The organism is Brevibacterium sp. UBA7493, from assembly GCF_002479565.1.
Lineage (GTDB): Bacteria > Actinomycetota > Actinomycetes > Actinomycetales > Brevibacteriaceae > Brevibacterium > Brevibacterium luteolum.
The window spans coordinates 19,707-37,820 of record NZ_DLOD01000002.1; the positions used below are offsets into that span (position 1 = coordinate 19,707).

Below are 18,114 nucleotides of genomic sequence, written 5' to 3' on the forward strand. Positions count from 1 at the left end.
TTGTTCTGGTCATTGCGACAGTGCGCCACTAGCTCAACGGATAGAGCATCTGACTACGGATCAGAAGGTTGGGGGTTCGAATCCCTCGTGGCGCGCCAACTGAAACCGCCGCCCGGAAGCCGGGCGGCGGTTTCGCGATTCATGCTCTGACCTGCAGAGATGCCGTGTCGCTCAGTGTTCGACGGCCTTCTCTGCGCCGTAGCCGGTCATCGAGCGGACCTCCATTTCGGCTGCGAGCTTCGGATCCTCACCGCGCTTGCCGGTCAGTGATCCGATGAAGCCGAGCAGGAATCCGACAGGAATCGAGATGATGCCCGGGTTCTGCAGCGGGAAGATCGCGAAGTCGATGTTCGGCCCGAGCATCGCTGTCTCCGTGCCGGAGACCACCGGGGAGATCGCAATGAGGCCGACGGCGGTGATGAGCCCGCCGTAGATCGACTACACCGCACCGCGGGTGGTGAATCGGCGCCAGAACAGCGAGTACAGGATCGTCGGCAGGTTCGCGCTCGCCGCAACCGCGAAGGCCAGGGCGACGAGGAAGGCGATGTTCTGTCCCTGCACGCCGATGCCGCCGAAGATCGCGACACCGCCGATCGCCAGTACGGTGATGCGGGCGACCTTCACCTCGGTCTGTTGTGTGACGGTGCCGCGCTTGATGACTGAGTTGTAGATGTCGTGCGAGAACGATGCTGCTGCGGTGATCGTCAGGCCGGCGACGACGGCGAGGATCGTGGCGAAGGCGACTGCCGAGATCGTGCCGAGCAGGATCGGCCCGCCGAGTTCGAGCGCGAGCAGCGGTGCTGCCGAGTTCACTCCGCCTGGGGCGTTCTCGATCGCCTCGGAGCCGACCATGGCGGCAGCGCCGTAGCCGAGCACCAGGGTGAAGAGGTAGAAGATGCCGATGAGCCAGATCGCCCAGACTACCGAGCGGCGGGCTTCAAGTGCGGTCGGGACGGTGTAGAAGCGCATGAGCACGTGCGGCAGCGCAGCGGTGCCGAGCACCAGAGCGATCGACAGGGACACGAAGTCGATCGGCAGCGCGCCGTACTTGAGTCCTGGGGCGAGCAGCGCCTCGGGCGGGTCAGCAGTCGCCGTTGGCAACGGCATCGCCAAGCAGCTGGGAGAAGTTGAACCCGTTGATCGCCAGCACCCAGACGGTCATGATGCCAGCGCCGCCGATGAGCAGGAAAGCCTTGACGATCTGCACCCAGGTGGTGCCCTTCATGCCGCCGAACAAGACGTACATGATCATGAGCACGCCGACGACGGCGACGACGATCGACTGGCCGGTCTTGCTGTCGATGCCCAGCAGCAGGGACACGAGTCCACCGGCGCCGGCCATCTGGGCGAGCAGGTAGAAGAAGCACACCGCCAGTGTCGACATCGCCGCAGCCAGGCGCACGGGGCGCTGCTTGAGGCGGAAGGAGAGCACATCGGCCATCGTGAATTTGCCGGTGTTGCGCATGAGCTCGGCGACGAGCAGCAGTGCGACGAGCCAGGCGACGAGGAAGCCGATCGAGTAGAGGAAGCCGTCGTAGCCGGTCACCGCGATGGCACCGACGATGCCGAGGAAGGAGGCGGCTGAGAGGTAGTCCCCGGAGATCGCAAAGCCGTTCTGCGGGCCGGAGAACGATCGGCCACCGGCATAGAAGTCGGAAGCGCTCGCATTGCGCTTGGCGACACGGAAGACGATCGTCATCGTGATGGCGACGAAGACGAGGAAGATCGCGATGTTGAGGACGGGATTGTTCTCTGCGGTGGGATTGTCCTGGGCCACCGTGGTCAGTGCGGCTGCGAGCGTCATCGTTGGCCCTCCTCGTTCTCGGCGGGGGTCTCTGCGGCTTTGCCGACGGTATGGGCGCCGGGGGTGTCTGCGGGGCGTTCGGCGAAGTCGGCGGCCTGCTTCTCCAGCATCAGGCGGATCTCGTTGGCTGCCGGGTCGATGCGCTGGTTGGCGAACCGAACGTAGACCATCGTGATGATGAAGGTTGTGGCGAACTGGCCGAGGCCGAGCAAGATGCCGAGGTTGATGTTGCCGATCACCGGGGTCGCCATGAAGTCATGGGCATAGGCGCCGAGCAGGACATAGGCGAAGTACCAGAGGAAGAAGAACGCGCTCAGCGGCAGCACCAGCGAGCGGTGCTTCTTCTTCAGCGCTTGGAACTCCGGTTGGGATTCGACTTTCTCGAAGTCGATAGCTGCGGTCGGTGGAGACACTGGGACACCATTCCTTTCGCTGCCGCAGGATTGGACGCGGCTCTGCGAAACAATACGCCGATGAAACTGTGACCGACACCACATCATTCAGTCTGTTGTCAAGATGTTGTGATCTTGCACACAGAAAACGCCGGCCGGGGACCCTGCGGTCTCCAGCCGGCGTCTGCGTGGACAGGTATACGCCCTGGTCAGCCCTTGCGGCGGCGGGTCAGTGCGACCGCACCGGCACCGAGGCCGACGAGCACACCGGCCACGGCCAGGCTGCCGAGCTCCATGCCCGTGCGCGGCAGGCGGCGATCGTCAGCTGAGTACTGGCGATCCGTGCGCGGATCCTTCGACGAGTCCGGCGAGCCCTTGCGGTCCCCGTCGTCCTGGCCCTGGTCATCATCGTTCTGACCCTGGTCGTCGTCGTTGTTGCCCTGATCGTCTCCGTTGTCATCGGAGGGGTCGTCGCTTGGATCCACCGTCGGGTCGACCGTCGGATCCTGGCTCGGATCGTCGGTCGGCTCTTCACCGGCCTCCTCGTCGACGTTGAAGCCGACGATGAGCGGATCATGGTCCGAGGAGCGGAAGACCGAATCGTCGTAGAGCTTGCGGACGTTGTTGTTGTAGCGGCTGTACTCCAGCCCGACCGACTCACCGGAGTTGATGTTCCACACATCGGCACCGGTGACAGAGCCCGCGAGTTCTGCGCTGGCGAGGATGTGGTCGAGGCTGCCGACGCAGCCGCCGAACAGATAGGTCTGCTCGTCGGTGTGCTCCTCGCCGAGGTTGGTGTAACCGGCCTCGTAGAACACCTGCATCGGGTCTTCGAAGGTGTAGGAGTTGAAGTCGCCGAGCAGGAACGCCTTATCGGTTCCGGTGGCCTTCTTCTGCTCATCGGCGAACCCCACGAGCGCCTTCGCCTGCTTGACGCGGTCGGCGTTCGAGGCGCCCTGGCCGTCGCCGGAGTCCTCGTTGCCGTCACCGGAGCCGGAGCCCTTGGACTTGAAGTGGTTGACGATCGCGACGAACTCCGCCTCGGTGTCACCGGGCTTCGCGAAGGCCTGCGCGAGCGGGGCGCGGGCGTTCTTGTAGGCCGCGTTGTCGAGGACCGCCGGGGTGCCGACCGGCTCGGCCTTCGCGGTCTGGTAGATGAACGCGGTGCGGATGACATCCTCACCGACGGCCGGGACCTGTTCGGGGCTGGCCGCAGCCGCCCACTTCTCAGAACCGGCAGCGGCGTTGAGCGCGTCGACGAGCTGGTTGAGTGCGTCGTCGCGGTCCTTGCCGAAGGCCGCCGACTGCTCGATCTCCGCGAGCGCGACGATCGAGGCATCGAGGGTGTTGATGCCGTTGACGATCTTGGTCTGCTGGCGTTCGAAGTTCTCGGCGTTGGCCGCACCGCGGGCAGCGCAGCCGCTGCGCACGGTGATCGGGTTGCCCTCGCGGTCGGTGTAGTACTGGCAGCCTGAGAGCTCGTCACCGGTGGTCGGGAAGTAGTTGAGCACGTTGTAGCTGGCGATGCTCAGCTGCCCGCCCACCGCCTCGGGAGCGGCCGGACGGTTGTTGGCGAACGTCGCCGGAGCGGCCTCGTCCTCGTTGTCACCGGTGACGGTCGCGGTGGGCTGCAGACGCCAGGTGTCGTGTCCGTAGCCGAGCACCGCCGCCGAGGTGAAGGTCGCCTCAGTGCCGACGCGCACCGGGTTGTCGAGGGAGACGTAGGGCACCGGCACGTCGCTGGCCTTGCCGGTGAAGTCGCGGGTCGCGCCGTCGTCGAGGAGGTAGAAGCGATCGTTGTTCTCCGCTTCGAGCTTCTTGGCCTCATCGGTGCCGGGGCGGTGGGCGTCGGTGTGGTGGCGCAGCGGCTTCGTGCCGTTGGTCAGGCCGACCTCGCCGTAGCGGTTGGCGGTGTAGGTGTCGGCCACGGTGATCGGGCCGGCCGGGTGGACGAGCATGCCCTCGAGTGATTCGCGGGCCTCATCGCCGTCCGGCAGTGCGCCGGTGAACGGCTTGGGTGCCTCAGCCGGCTCGCTCAGCTCGGTCAGGCCGCTGCCGGTCACGGTGATCTGGGTCTGGCCGTAGTATTCGCTGACCGTGCCGGTGACCTCGACGTGCACGCCGGGCTTGACCGTGCCGACGGTGTCCTTCGAGTACACGAACAGGCCCTCTGAGGCGCCGGGCACCTGGTGGGCGTCGCCGCCGCTGCCGGCGGTCTGGATGAAGTACCCGTCGAGGCCGCCCTCGGGGTAGGCGGCGGTGACGACACCGCGGGTGCTGACGGTCTTGCCGTCGAGCGGGCTGGTCTGACCGGTGCCCTGGATCTCGGAGATCGGGGTGAGGTTGGCCGGATCCGTCGGATCGTCGGTGGGGTCGTCTGTCGGGTCGGGGTTCGGTGCGTCGCCGGAGAGTTCGCCGGGAGTCGGTGTGCCGGCGCTCCAGCTGCTGCCGGACTTCTGGATCGACTGGCCCTTCGGGGCCGTGGCCCCGGTCGGGGTCGCCTGCGCGCCCTGAGCCGCCTCGGGCAGCTGGTCGCTGGAACCTGCGGTGACGCCGCGGCCGCCGGCGGTGCCGCCGACCTGTGCGAAGTCCTGCAGCTCGCCGTCGGCATCGACGACGAAGGCAGAGGAGCCGTATGCGCCATCGGCGGCGGTGCCGGACTTGACGGAGTTGGTGATCGGCACCATCACCGCGTGCGCGCCGGAGTCCGGGGCAGTGGTGCCAGCCGGCAGGGTCACGACGTGGGCGTCGGACTGCGGGTCGCCGCCACGGGTGACCGAGCCGACGGTCCAGCCGGAGAGGTCGGTGCCGGGATCAGCGGCGATCTCGATGAAGTCGGTGTCGTCGGCACCGGCGTAGGCGATCTCGGAGATCGTCGCCGTGCCGGCCGGTGCCGCAGCCGCCGGAATGGCGATGAGCGCACCGGAGGTGCCGGCTGCGATGAGCACGGAACCGGCCACAGCCGTTGCGCGCAGGTGGAGGGAGTGCATGGAGGAATCCTTCAGTCGAAGTGCACCCCGGATGACCGGGAGTGCAGATGAGACTCTTCCACGGTACCCAGGATTCACTCAGAAATCGGGAGCCCGGTCCGAAGTTCTGCTGAACAACACGTAACCTGTCAGCAATCTCGGCAGGTTCAGCTGCCGGTGCGCTGCTTGAACTCGACCTCGACGAAGGCGCATTCGGTGTCGGACTTGTTGATGACGTTATGCTCGCTGCCGACTGGCCGGGTGTAGCTGGCACCGGGGACGAGCACGTTCTCGAACGTCTCTTCCGGTGTCACCACCGTCAGCGTGCCCGGTTCGGTCGGCACGACGACATAGTCCATCTCATGAACGTGCATCGTCGTCTCCGAGCCCGGCGGGAAACGCCATTCGGTCACGCGGGTGAACTCGTTGTCGATCTGGACGGTCGCAATCGCCTGGGTGTACTCGCTCATGCAAACAGCATAGCCGCGGGCGCATGCGATCATGCGTCCGCGGCCATGGCTGCGATCGGGCGGGACTCAGCCCATGAGGTCGTGTGCGAGCTCGTGGAAGTCGCTGCTCGGGTTGCCGAACCGGTGCAGCGTCATCGAGATCGCCTGCTCGTGGACGTAGTAGCGCTGCTCGACGCGGGCTGAGCTCACGACGTCCTGGTCGATGAGCGCGACCTCGGGACGATCGACGGTCGCCTCCCGCAGCTCCGGTTCGACCGAGCCGACGATCCGGATCCGGGCGCCGACGGTGTCGTCGTAGTTGCCGTCCGCCACGGCGGAAGCGAACGCGTCGGCGGTCTCGACTACCACCTCGGCGGAGGTGTCCGTCGCCGAGGCGGTGCTCGCCTGCAGTGCGTCGCGGGCGGCTTCGACAAGCTCGTCGGAGCAGTCGGGGTGGACCGAGACGAGCAGCGGGGCGCCGACGGTCCGGCCGGCATGGGCGGTGCGGCGCACATGGTCGCCCACGGCATCGGGAGTCACACGGATCGTGACTGGACGGGGCAGGTGGCGGAAGATGTTGGCCTCAGCCTGCAGATCGGTCGGGTCGGCCGGCTTGCCGAAGAACTCCCGGTAGACCTTCTCATCATCGCCGTAGGCCTTCGCCAGCCAGTCCGAACCGGTGCCGGCGGTCGCGTGCGCGTCGCCGGGCAGCTCGGCATCGCGCCAGTCGCCGAAGAGCATGAGGTAGTTCGGTCCGCCGGCCTTCGAGCCGAGACCCACCGAGGACAGCTTCCAGCCGCCGAAGGGCTGACGGCGCACGATCGCGCCGGTGATGCCGCGGTTGACGTAGACGTTGCCGGCCTCGACCTCGTCGAGCCACTGGGCGACCTCGGAGGTGTCGAGTGAGTGGATGCCGGCGGTCAGGCCGAAGTCGACGGCGTTCTGCAGCTCAAGGGCCTCATCGAGGTCCTTCGCGTGCATGAGGCCGAGCACCGGGCCGAAGCATTCGGTGAGGTGGAAGAACGAGCCGGGCTTGACGCCGTCCTTGACGCCGGGGCTCCACAGCCGGCCGGAGTCGTCGAGCATCTTCGGCTCGACCAGCCACGATTCGCCCTCGTCGAGCTGGGTGAAGGCACGTTCGAGCTTCTCGGAGGGCTCTTCGGTCAGCGGGCCCATCTCGGCGAAGAGGTTCGTCGGGTAGTCGACGACCATCGAGGAGGCGGCGTCGACGATCTGCCGGCGGTAGCGCTCGGAGTCGTACACCGAGCCGACGAGGATGCCCAGCGATGCCGCCGAGCACTTCTGCCCGGCATGGCCGAACGCGGAGGCCACGAGGTCGGCGACAGCGAGATCGCGGTCGGCGGCCGGGGTGATGACCAGAGCGTTCTTGCCCGAGGTCTCGGCGTTGATCTCGAGTTCGGGGTTGAAGCTCTTGAACAGCGAGGCCGTCTCCGAGGCGCCGGTGAGGATGACGCGGTCGACGTCGGGGTGGGCGAGCAGCGCCTTGCCGATGTCGCCCTCGCTCGGGGCGACGATCTGCAGCACCTCGCGCGGCACACCGGCCTGCCACAGGCATTCGACGAGCAGGGCCGAGCAGTGCGGGGTCGGTGAGGACGGCTTGTGGATGACCGAGGCGCCGGCGGCCAGTGCGGCGACGGTCGAACCGGTCGGGATCGCGACCGGGAAGTTCCACGGCGGGGTCACGACGACGAGCTCATCGGGTTCGAACCGGGCGCCGGCGATCTGCTGGAGTTCGAGGGCCTGGCCGGCGTAGTAGCGGATGAAGTCGATCGCCTCGGAGACCTCCGGGTCGGACTGCGCGAAGGTCTTGCCGGCCTCGGCGGCCATTGTGGTGAGGAACTCCCCGCGGCGGTTGGCGAAGATGTCGGCGGCAGCCAGCAGGATCTGCCCGCGGCCGGCGGCACCGAGCTCCCGCCAGCCGCTCGCAGCGGCCTTGCCCGCAGCGATCCGGGACTCCATATCGGCAACCGACTCCACCGCCTCGGGAGCGGGGCGGCCGGCCAGCCAGTCACCGGCGCGCACCGGTTCGATGAGCTGCTCGGCCCAGCGCTGATTGGCCGGCAGTGCCGGGTCGGTGTCGGGTTCGTTGACGAACTCGCCGAGGCGGTGGTCGCCGGCGTACTCCTGGGTGCGGTCCTGCGTGCGGTTCGGGCGCGGGGCCGTCTCACCGTCAGCGGCGAGGATCTCCTTGAGATCGTCGACGGCGGCGCGGAAGCGCTCCTCTTCCTGGCGGAAGGCGGCGTTGCCGTTGCGCAGCTCGAAGATCGTCGACATGAAGTTCTCCGCAGACGAGTTCTCCTCCAGGCGGCGGACGAGGTAGGAGATCGCGACGTCGAACTCAGCCGGGTGGACGGCCGGTACGTAGAGCAGCAGCTGGCCGACATCGGCGCTGATCGCCGCCGACTGCTCAGTCGCCATGCCCTGCAGCATCTCGAACTCGACCCGGTCGGCGACCCCGCGCGACAGGGACAGCTCGTGGGCGAAGGCGATGTCGAAGAGGTTGTGGCCGGCCACGCCGATGCGCAGCCCGGTCATCCGCTCGCGCTGGAACAGCCAGTGCAGCACGCGCTTGTAGTTGGCGTCGGTGGCCTCCTTCGACGGGCAGGTCGTTAACGGCCAGCCGGCGATCTCAGCATGCACCTGCTCCATCGGCAGGTTCGCGCCCTTGACGAGGCGGACCTTGATGCCGGCCCCGCCGTCGGCGACGCGCTCATCGGCGAAGGCGGCCAGGCGCTGCATGGCGGCCAGCGCATCGGGCAGGTAGGCCTGCAGCACGATGCCGGCTTCGAGGTGCTTGAGCTCCGGTTCGCTCAGCAGGCGGGTGAAGACCTCCAGGGTGATCTCCAGGTCGCCGTACTCCTCCATGTCGAGGTTGATGAACTTCGAACCGGCCGGGGCCTTGGCGGCCTCGCGGTAGAGCGGGCGCAGCCGGTCGAGGACGTACTCGACGGTGTCCTCGAAGGCCCACAGATTGATCTGCGAGGCGATCGAGGAGGCCTTGATGGAGACGTAGTCGACGTCATCGCGGGCGAGCAGCTCGTGGGTGCGCTCCAGGTGGCGGTCAGCCTCCTCATCACCGAGGACAGCCTCGCCGAGCAGGTTGATGTTGAGACGGTGCCCGTCAGCGGTGAGCGTGGCAACGGCCTTGCCGAGCTGCTCAGGCCGGGCGTCGACGATCATGTGCCCGACCATCGAGCGCAGGCGGGCCCGGGCGGCGGGCACGACGACCTGCGGAGCGATGGGGGCGAGTGCCGAACCGGCCTTGATCTGGGCGCGGTCGAGAGCCGAGATCGTCGCCGGTGCCATCGCTGCGACCTCGCGCAGCGCTTGGGCGGCGGAGTGGGAGTCCTCGGTGCGGATGACGCGGTCGACGAAGCCGACGGTGAAGTCCAGGCCCTTGGGGTCGGACAGGATCGCGGCGAGCCGTTCGGCGGCCGGGTCCTTGGCCGCAGGCGTGCCGGCCGAGATCCGCAGCCACCGGCGCACGCGGTCGACGGCGGCCTCGGTGATGGCCGTGAGATTGGTGTCCTCGATCATGGTGCCTCCTTGCCAGGCTGCCCCGGGCAGCCGAACCGAGCGATATGCCCTGCGGCGTCCTGCCGCGTGTGCGCCCAGTATGCGGTCGGCCCGCCGGCCACGTCATGCATCTCACATCGATCTGCCATACTGATGAGTCAGAAGTATTGACTGTTCCCGAGGAGGTGGTCGCCGTGGCAGGACGCGCGGTGCCCACCGAGGTGCGCCTGCACGCTGTCGAGCAGGTGCTGGCCGGGACGTCCGTCGCCGAGGCAGCTGCAGGCAGTGGAGTCTCGGCCGCCTCCGTGCGGCGCTGGGTGCGACGCTGGCAGGAATCCGATCCCTCACTGCCAGCAGACAAGCGGCTGGCCGACCGGCCGCGCAGCGGCCGGCCGGCCGTGCAGGCCACTGCTGATCAGGTGGTGGCCGCGATCCTCGCCGGTGCTGGAGCACGGATCGATGCCCGGGCCTATTCGACGCGCGGGATCGCGGAGATGACCGGGCTGAGCCAGCCGATCGTCAGCCGTGCCGTCTCCCGCTTCACACCCTTTGCACAGTCGCGCGCTGAGGAGTCCCGGTCTGCGCTGCGCCTGGAGGCCTGCGCTGTCGGGTTCCCGCTGGCCGTCATCACCGCCAGCCGGCTTTCGCGCTCAGCCCGCATCTCCACCCGCGGGCCCCGGGCTCGATCGCGGCGGGCGGCCAGTGTGACCGCCGGGATGCACGCGGCAGGGCTGGCCGCCTGGGCGCGGCGTCCAGCAGCCGAATCCCGGTTCGGGCCCGTCACCCGGGCGCTCACCGCCGCTGCCGAGGTGCCTGCCGACCGCGTTCTCATCTTCGACCCGCTCGCCGTTGTGGCGGGCGACGACAGCCGCCTCTCGCCAGCGGCATGGCGGGATGCCGAGATCGCACACATCACCGACCTGGAGGAGTTCAGCACCCGGCTGCGAGCACTGCTGGCCGACTGCGCCGACGTGCCCGGCGACCTGCTCGATGCCCTGGCCCAGCAGGTCACCCGCGGCCTGGAAGGTCTCGCCTGGATCGCCGGAACCAGGCCAGCAGATCACAAGAGTTCTGAATCGAAAGACCGGGTTTCTGGCGCTGGCGATGCTGCTGGTCTGCCGGCTCCGAATGTGTCGGCCTGGCTGCCGCGCGAACAGCCCTCCCTGACCGAGCAGCTCGCCCTCGCTCTGCGCGAGGAGATCATCGACTCCGGTTACACCGTCGGTGACCGGATCCGCCCAGTCCAGCTGGCCTCCCGCCTCGGGATCGGCAGAGCGGCTGTCGACGTGCCGCTGCGGCGCATGGTCGATGACGAGCTGCTCGACGGCTCGCATGGTGATGTGCGCATCCCAGTCATCACCTCACGCGATGTGCTCGACGTCTACGCCAGCCGGCAGGCACTGGGCATCGTGCTGCTGCGCAATCTGGCCACCCGCCCGCGCCGCGACCTTGTGCCCGTCCGGCATGCCCTCGACCGGATCCCGGCCGTCGCCCGGCTCGGACTGCGCACCGGGCTCAGCGTCGGCGATGCCGATCTGCGCTTCCAGCAGGAATTCGCCCGCGCAGCAGGACTCGCCCAGACCGCCCGCACCTTCGAAGCGCTCATCCTCCGGCTGCGGCTCTACATCTCGGTGCTGCGCGTCGACTACTCACCGGCTGCACGGCGCATCATCTACGACAACACCCGCATCGTCGAGGCCCTCGAACGCGGGGACGCAGACTCAGCGATCGACGCCTGGCGCGGCAAACTCGACAACGCCGTCAGGCACATGGCCGGAATGGTCCAGCACCGCAGCTTCGACATCGGCTTGTGGGCGCGGCTGACGGGCTGACGGCTGATGAGACGCCGGCCACATTCGCTGGCACAATGGCTACGGTGATCGCCAGCGACCCGGCAGGCAAGCCGGAGGACGGAGCAGAGATGAGCCCAGAGACCAACGGCGGTGACGCTGTGCTGTGGACGCCGCCGCGTGAGCGGGTGGAAGCCAGCCGAATGTATGACTACCAGCGGTGGCTGGCACGCACCCGCGGAGTCGAGACCCGCGGCTACCGGCAGCTGCACGACTGGTCGGTGCGTGAGCTCGATGCGTTCTGGGACAGCATCTGGGAGTACTTCGACGTCATCGGCGACCGCGGCGACGGCCCCGTGCGCACAGGGACGAAGATGCCCGACATCACCTGGTTCGCCGGAGCAACGTGCAACTACGCCGAGAACATCTTCCGCCGCGTGCACACCCGCCCGGACGTTGAGGCGCTGGTCGGGCTGCATGAGGATGAGCGCCGCGAGTCGTTGACCTGGCGCGAGCTCGCCGGACGCGTCGGGGCGCTGGCCGCCTGGCTGCGCGAACACGACGTGAAGCCAGGCGACACCGTGTGTGCGGTGCTGCCGAACATCCCGCAGGCCGTCGAGGCGATGCTCGCCTGCGCGACCGTCGGCGCTGTGTGGTCGGTCGTCGGCCCGGACTTCGGGCTCACCGGCATTGCCGATCGCTTCGCCCAGCTGGAGGCGAAGGTCCTCATCACCGTCGACGGATACCTCTTCAACGGCAAGCACCTCGACATGCGCTCGATCGTGCCCGATCTGCGTCAGGCGCTGCCGAGCATCGAACACCACATCCTCATCGACCAGCTCGGTGACGAGCTCGAAGCCCGTGAGCTGGCCGAGGGGACCACACTGCACTCGGCGATCGTCGCGGACCCGGTCGATCCGGTCTTCGAGCCCGTCGACTTCTCCCACCCACTGTGGGTGCTGTACTCCTCGGGCACGACGGGTAAGCCGAAGGGCATCGTCCACGGCCATGGCGGAGTGACGATCGAAGCGCTCAAGGCCAACGCGCTGCAGTACGACTTCACTCCAGATGATCGCTGCTATATGGCAGTGGCGACGACGTGGGTGGTGTGGAACCTGCTCGTCAACATCATGACCGTCGGAGCGACGATCATCACCTATGACGGGTCCCCCGTCGCCGGTGTGCCGGACAAGCAGTTCGAGATCCTCGAACGCGAACGCGCCACCTCATTCGGCACCGGGGCGGCGATCCTCACCCTCGTGCAGAAATCGGGGCTGTCACCGGCAGCCCGCTACAACCTCTCCGCTCTGCGCAAGATCCTCTCGACCGGATCTCCGCTGCCGGAGAGCACCTGGGACTGGATCTACCAGCACGTCCACGACGACATCCACCTGGGATCCGACTCCGGCGGCACCGACATCGCCTCCGGGTTCATCGGCTCGAACCCGTATGACCCGGTGGTCCGCGGGCACCTGCAGGGCGCCTACCTCGGTGTCGATGCGCAGGCCTTCGACTCCCATGGCCAGCCGGTCACCGGCGAGCTCGGCGAGTTCGTCGTCACCCAGCCGATGCCCTCGATGCCGGTGTTCTTCTGGAACGACCCGGACGGCAGCCGCTACCGCGAAGCCTACTTCGACGCGTTCCCCGGAGTGTGGCGCCACGGCGACTGGGTCACCCACTTCGACGACGGCAGCTTCATCATCCACGGCCGCTCGGACTCGACGATCAACCGCGGTGGCATCCGGATGGGCTCAGCCGACATCTGCCAGGTCGTCGATGCCGTCGACGGTGTGCAGTCTTCGATGGTCATCGGTGCCGAGCTCGGAGATGGGGACTACTACATGCCGCTGTTCGTCGTCCCGGCGACCGGACGGGCACTGACCGATGAGCTGCGCGGCACGATCGTGACAGCCATCCGCGAGCAGATCTCCCCGCGCTATGTGCCCGACGAGATCATCGAAGCTCCGGCTGTGCCGACGACCCGCACCGGCAAGGTGATGGAAGTGCCGATCAAGCGGATCTTCCAGGGCGCTGCTCCTGAGTCGATCAACCGGGCGACTGCGGCCGAACCGCAGGTGCTCGACTGGTATATCGAACGAGCCTCTGCCTTCGCCCGCGATCGCCGCTGAGATCAGTCCTCGCGTTTCAGCCCGCGAGCGACGGTGAGTGCTGCGATGCCGCAGCCGAGCAGGAGCAGCGCCGAGCCGAGTGCTGCGCCGGTGCCGACCGGGCCGGTGCGCGGCAGCTCATCTGAGGTGGGCGCCTCTGCCTGCGGCCGCGTCGTCGGTGGCGGCAGGGGTGCCGCGGTGCGGTGTTCGGGACTGTCCTCAGGCGGCGTCGTCGGTGCCGGTGGGGGAGGAGTCGTGGAGCTCGGCGGCTGCGTTTCTGCCGGCTGCGTCTGCGTCGGCGGTGCCTGCGTCTCAGGAGGCTCCTGGGTTTCAGGTGGAGCGGTCGTCTCAGGTGCCGGCGTCGTCTCCTGCGGGGGTTCCTGCGTCGGAGGCGGTTCGGTGGCAGGCGGTGATTCGATCGGCGGGACGGTGACGATCGGCGGTGTCATGGGTGGAATCGGGGGAGCGGGTTCGATGGTGTGCTCGGCGCTGGCCGATGCCGTCGTCGGCTCACCGGCGGTCACGATGCTCTGCACGCGTGCAGCCGGTTCGCCTGTCTGCGGGTCGATCGGGTCGTAGACGATGACATCGGTGGCCGGCAGTCCGGTCGCGGTGACCGTGACGGCCACCGGTTCGGTGCTCCCGCGGTCGGGCCGGACACTGAAGATCAGTGGTTCGGCAGCCGAACGCAGCTCGGTCTCCTCGACTGCTCCGCCGGAGACCTCGACCGTCAGCGGAATGTCATCAAGCGTCTCGCCTGAGGCGGACACCACGCTGACCCGAGCCTGAAGCGGACGGTAGAAGGGACTGCTGCCGGCCTCGGCCGGTTCACCTGCCGGGTCGGTCGCCGGCTGCGGGGTCGCCGGTCCGTCGAGAGCCAGCTCATCGCCTTCCCCTAGGCTCAGCTCCACCCGGTAGGGTCCCGCCAGGTCAGCGGCGTCCTTCGTGATGTGCGCATACGCCTCGGCCGCCTCTGCGAACTCCGCGCCGAGCTCACCTGGTTCGGCGGGCGCGATCGCATGATCGTGCTCGAGGTTCTCATCGAGCCGGGCGATGGCCGCCAGCGCCGCCTGGATCCCGGCATCATCAGCCGAGCTGCGTGTTGAGAGCGCCCACGCCGTCTCCGCAGACGCCAAAGTCTGCCCGTTCGCTTGCGTGAAGTACTGCGGATACGGCGACTTCAACCCGGCGTCGATGCAGTAGGCCGCCGCGTGGGACAGCGAACTGCCCGGCAGGGAGAAGTATGCGCCGTACCAGGTGCGCCCGGCAGGAGCGTGATGCCACAGACCAGGTCCATACATGCCGGCATTCGTGCTGCGGTAGCGCTTCGGCTGCGGGCCGCCGTCGAGTCCGACGTCCGGGCGCAGGTCCGGCGGACCTGACAGGGCAGGCGGCACTTCACCTCCGGCCAGGCCGGCAGCCAGCACAGGTGGCGCGGCGGCCACCGGGCCGATGGCAGCCAGAACGGACACGGTCGTCACTGCGGCGGCCCGGCGCAGCTGCCGGGCGGGAATGCTCACTCGTCTCATGCGCCCAGTCCAGCGGTCGCCTGCCCACGACAGAACACCTCGGGCACGGCTGTGGACACACGCCCACCATCCACAGCCGCCGCAGCGCGCGAGAGCAGGGCCTCCCCGAGTTCGGAGGCAGCGTGGACGGGGAGTAAACTGCGTGATGATCCTCCTTTTATCAGCGGCGTGCCCGCACTGGGCGGCCTGACCTTACGATCCGAGGGATTTCATTGACTTACACGAAGGAAAGCGCCGACGTCGTCCTCATCGGCGGCGGCATCATGAGCGCCACCCTGGCGGCGCTGCTGGCCGAACTCCAGCCGGAGTGGGATGTCCGCGTCTACGAGCGCCTCGACTACGTCGCCCGCGAAAGCTCGGACCCGTGGAACAACGCCGGCACCGGCCACGCCGCGCTGTGCGAGCTCAACTACTCGCCGGCCGATGCCAACGGCAACGTCGACATCACCAAGGCGATCAACATCAACGAGCAGTACCACGTCTCGCGCCAGTTCTGGTCGCACCTCGTCGACGAGGGCGTGCTCACCGATCCTTCGACCTTCATCAACCAGGTCCCGCACATCTCCTACGGCCGCGGCGAGAAGGGCCGGGACTACATCCGCACCCGCTACGAGACGATGGTGCGCAACCCGCTGTTCAAGGAGATGGAGTACACCGACGACCCGGCCGCGCAGGCCGAGTGGCTGCCGCTGATGTTCGAGAACCGCGGACCCGGCCAGGTCAACGGCCTGTCGAAGGTCGCCACTGGCACCGACGTCGACTTCGGCTCGCTGTCGCGCCAGCTGCTCACCCACGCTGGTACGAAGAACGCCCAGATCCTGACCGGCCACGAGGTCTCCGACCTCAACCGCACCGCCGAGGGCTGGCGCGTGCACGTGAAGAACACGACCGCCGGTGAGACCTTCGCCGTCGACGCGAAGTTCGTCTTCATCGGCGCCGGCGGCGGTGCCCTGCACCTGCTGCAGCGCTCCGGCATCGCCGAGGGCCACGGCTACGGCGGCTTCCCGGTCTCCGGCCTGTTCCTGCGGACCTCGAACCCCGAGCTCGTCGCCCGCCACCACGCCAAGGTCTACGGCCAGGCCGCCTTCGGCGCCCCGCCGATGTCGGTTCCGCACCTCGACACCCGCGTCGTGCAGGGCAAGGAATACCTCATGTTCGGCCCATACGCCGGCTTCACCCCGAAGTTCCTCAAGAAGGGCCGGTTCCCCGACCTGCCGTTCTCAGTGCGCGGCAACAACCTGCCGGTCATGCTCAACGTCGCTAAGGACAACTTCGACCTCGTCAGCTACCTGCTCGGCGAGCTCGCCTCGACGAAGAAGAAGCGCTACGAGGCGCTCGCCGACTTCACCCCTGAGGTCAACCCGGCCGACTGGGAGTTCATCACCGCCGGCCAGCGGGTTCAGGTCATGAAGAAGGACAAGGACAAGGGCGGCGTGCTCGGCTTCGGCACCGAGCTCATCTCCGCGGCAGACGGCTCGCTGGCTGCCCTGCTCGGTGCCTCACCGGGCGCCTCGACGGCCGCGCCGATCATGTTCAACCTGCTCAAGAAATGCTTCCCGCGCCAATACGACGGCTGGGAGGCACGCCTGAAGGACATGGTGCCCTCGCTCGGCCGCCAGCTGCACGAGGACGAGGCGCTGCTCGACGAACTGTCCGAGTACACCGCCCGCACCCTGCAGATCACCCCGCGCGAGAACCGCGACCTGGACTGAAGTTCAAGCTGATGGAGGCCGCCGGGCATCGTGTCCGGCGGCCTTCGCCGTGCCCGAGGCGGTGGTTCAGTTCCAGCACAGATCGCCTGTGGCTTCAGTTGAGGCGGATGTGGCAGAGTGTGCCGCATCTGCCACACGAGGTGACCGGCGGTGTCCGTGTGCGTGCGTAGACTGAGGTGACACCGCCACCATTGACCACTTGCGATACGGACTGAGAGGGCGCAGCACATGTCTGACCCGCGTTACCCCGGCCCCCAGGGTCAGCCTCACCAGCGACCCCCGCACGGCCAGCCCTTCCCGCAGCAGGGCCACCCCTACCCGCAGCAGGGCCAGCCCTTCCCGCAGCAGGGGCCGCCGCAGCAGGGCCCGGCGCACGACCGGTTCCGCCCCCAGCCGCAGCCCGGCCCGCACGGGTCCGGTCCGGCACATCAGCAGCCGGGACCGCACGGCCATCCGCACGGCCGGCCCTTCCCGCCCCAGCAGCCTGCGCCGCACGGTCAGCCGATCGGCCCCGGCGGCTACGGCCAGCCGGAGCAGCGCGCCTACGCGCAGCCGCGGTTCTCCCCGACGGTGACCCAGGAGATGCGCATGCGCGCGCAGCTCCAGCCGCGCATCGGCGGGCCTGCCGAACAGCCGTGGGTCACGCAGGCGATCCAGCGCCAGCCCCAGCTGGCCAACCCGACCGAGGGCGCTGATCTCGCCCGCACCATCGTGAGCATCGGGCTTGTCGGACTGCTCGGCATCGGGCTGCTCCTCATCCTCGGGTTCAGCGCCGTCCTGCTGCCGGCCGGACCGATCGTCATCCTGCTGGCGGCGATCCCGCTGCTGTTCATCATGCTCATGGTGTGGTGGTTCGACCGCTGGAAGCCGCAGCCCATCCTGCTGCTCGTCGCCTGCCTGCTGTGGGGTGCCGTCGCCTCGATCATCATGACGCTCGTCGCCCAGGTCATCGGCATCACCGCCCTGGCCCTGGCCGGCATCGACGCATCCGGCGACGTGCTCGGCGCAGTCGTCTTCGCGCCGCTGTTCGAGGAGTCGACGAAGGGCGTCTTCCTCGTCGTCATCGTCCTCGCCGCCCGCAAGTACTTCGAAGGACCCCTCGACGGCTGGGTCTACGGTTCCCTCATCGGTGCCGGCTTCGCCTTCACCGAGAACCTGCTCTACCTCTCCTCATCCTTCGAAGAGGCCGCCCTCGGAGGCCTCGCGATGACTTTCGTCATGCGCGGGGTGATGAGCCCGCTGCTGCACTCGACCTTCGTCATCTGCCACGGCCTGTCCATCGGCTTCGCCGCCCGCCGCGGCCAGTGGTGGCTCGTCGTGCTCATGTGGTTCCCCGGCCTCATCGCCGGCATGTTCCTCCACGCACTGTGGAACGGCACCGCCACCATCGTCGGCTCGCTGGGCCTCCTCAGCCTCGTGATCATGGTCGGCCTCTCAACCATCATGTCCGGCTTCTGGCTCGGCAGCGGACTGCTGCTGCGCCGCAACGAGTCGATCCACACCCGCCAGTCGCTCGGCGACTACGCCAACGCCGGCTGGCTGACCCACGGTGAGGTCGACATGCTCGGCACCTGGAAGGGCCGCCGCGCCGGCAAGCGCTGGGCCAACCAGTACCCCGGCGCCCTGCCGGAGATGCGCCGCCTCATCCGCAAGTCCGCCGACCTCGCCAGCATCCGCACCCGCGTGCTCGCCGGCGTCGGCGGGGAGAAGGAGCGGGAGGTCGAGAAGTACGAGCTCGACCAGTTCGTCAAGATCCGCACGAACATGATGCGCCGCGTCCAGCAGCCCCAGGGCTTCAACCCGGCAATGCGCAGGTAACCCCAC

At 68.1% G+C, this 18,114-nt stretch carries 9 protein-coding genes, 1 tRNA gene and 1 pseudogene; 5 read left to right on the forward strand and 6 right to left on the reverse strand.

Annotated features, from left to right (window positions below; genetic code table 11):
• The first annotated feature begins 22 nt into the window (after window positions 1–22).
• A tRNA-Arg gene (locus B4E96_RS00440) sits at window positions 23–98 on the forward strand.
• Window positions 99–171: 73 nt separating this feature from the next.
• Here B4E96_RS00440 and B4E96_RS00445 read toward each other — a convergent pair.
• The 5 genes and pseudogenes from B4E96_RS00445 to B4E96_RS00465 all read right to left on the reverse strand — a co-directional run bounded on the left by B4E96_RS00445 (window position 172) and on the right by B4E96_RS00465 (window position 9,172).
• A pseudogene (locus tag B4E96_RS00445) lies at window positions 172–1,804 on the reverse strand (solute symporter family protein).
• The gene (locus B4E96_RS00450; RefSeq protein ID WP_259797911.1) at window positions 1,801–2,217 is read right to left on the reverse strand and encodes a DUF485 domain-containing protein; all 417 of its coding nucleotides are present in this window, start codon (window positions 2,215–2,217) and stop codon (window positions 1,801–1,803) included. Before B4E96_RS00450 ends, B4E96_RS00445 begins: the two are co-directional and overlap by 4 nt.
• Before the next feature lie 188 nt (window positions 2,218–2,405).
• Window positions 2,406–5,186, reverse strand: a complete 2,781-nt coding sequence (locus tag B4E96_RS00455) for an ExeM/NucH family extracellular endonuclease (RefSeq protein ID WP_286955918.1) — start codon at window positions 5,184–5,186, stop codon at window positions 2,406–2,408.
• Between the two features lie 146 nt (window positions 5,187–5,332).
• On the reverse strand, window positions 5,333–5,635 hold the full coding sequence (locus B4E96_RS00460) for a cupin domain-containing protein (RefSeq protein ID WP_102161076.1): 303 nt from the start codon (window positions 5,633–5,635) through the stop codon (window positions 5,333–5,335).
• A gap of 66 nt (window positions 5,636–5,701) precedes the next feature.
• Entirely contained in the window at window positions 5,702–9,172 is a 3,471-nt protein-coding gene (locus B4E96_RS00465) for a bifunctional proline dehydrogenase/L-glutamate gamma-semialdehyde dehydrogenase (protein WP_286955920.1), read from the reverse strand.
• Between the two features lie 146 nt (window positions 9,173–9,318).
• On the opposite strand from B4E96_RS00465, the gene B4E96_RS00470 reads away from it, so the two are divergent.
• The gene (locus B4E96_RS00470) at window positions 9,319–10,983 is read left to right on the forward strand and encodes a GntR family transcriptional regulator (protein ID WP_286955921.1); all 1,665 of its coding nucleotides are present in this window, start codon (window positions 9,319–9,321) and stop codon (window positions 10,981–10,983) included.
• Window positions 10,984–11,018: 35 nt separating this feature from the next.
• Window positions 11,019–13,070, forward strand: a complete 2,052-nt coding sequence (locus B4E96_RS00475; protein WP_286955923.1) for an acetoacetate--CoA ligase — start codon at window positions 11,019–11,021, stop codon at window positions 13,068–13,070.
• A gap of 2 nt (window positions 13,071–13,072) precedes the next feature.
• On the opposite strand, the gene B4E96_RS00480 is transcribed toward B4E96_RS00475, so the two are convergent.
• Complete coding sequence (locus tag B4E96_RS00480; protein ID WP_286955925.1) at window positions 13,073–14,578, reverse strand: hypothetical protein; 1,506 nt, start codon at window positions 14,576–14,578, stop codon at window positions 13,073–13,075.
• A gap of 212 nt (window positions 14,579–14,790) precedes the next feature.
• On the opposite strand from B4E96_RS00480, the gene B4E96_RS00485 reads away from it, so the two are divergent.
• Both B4E96_RS00485 and B4E96_RS00490 read left to right on the forward strand, forming a co-directional pair.
• Complete coding sequence (locus B4E96_RS00485; RefSeq protein WP_286955926.1) at window positions 14,791–16,290, forward strand: malate:quinone oxidoreductase; 1,500 nt, start codon at window positions 14,791–14,793, stop codon at window positions 16,288–16,290.
• Window positions 16,291–16,518: 228 nt separating this feature from the next.
• Entirely contained in the window at window positions 16,519–18,108 is a 1,590-nt protein-coding gene (locus tag B4E96_RS00490; protein WP_286955928.1) for a PrsW family glutamic-type intramembrane protease, read from the forward strand.
• The last annotated feature ends 6 nt before the right edge of the window (window positions 18,109–18,114 follow it).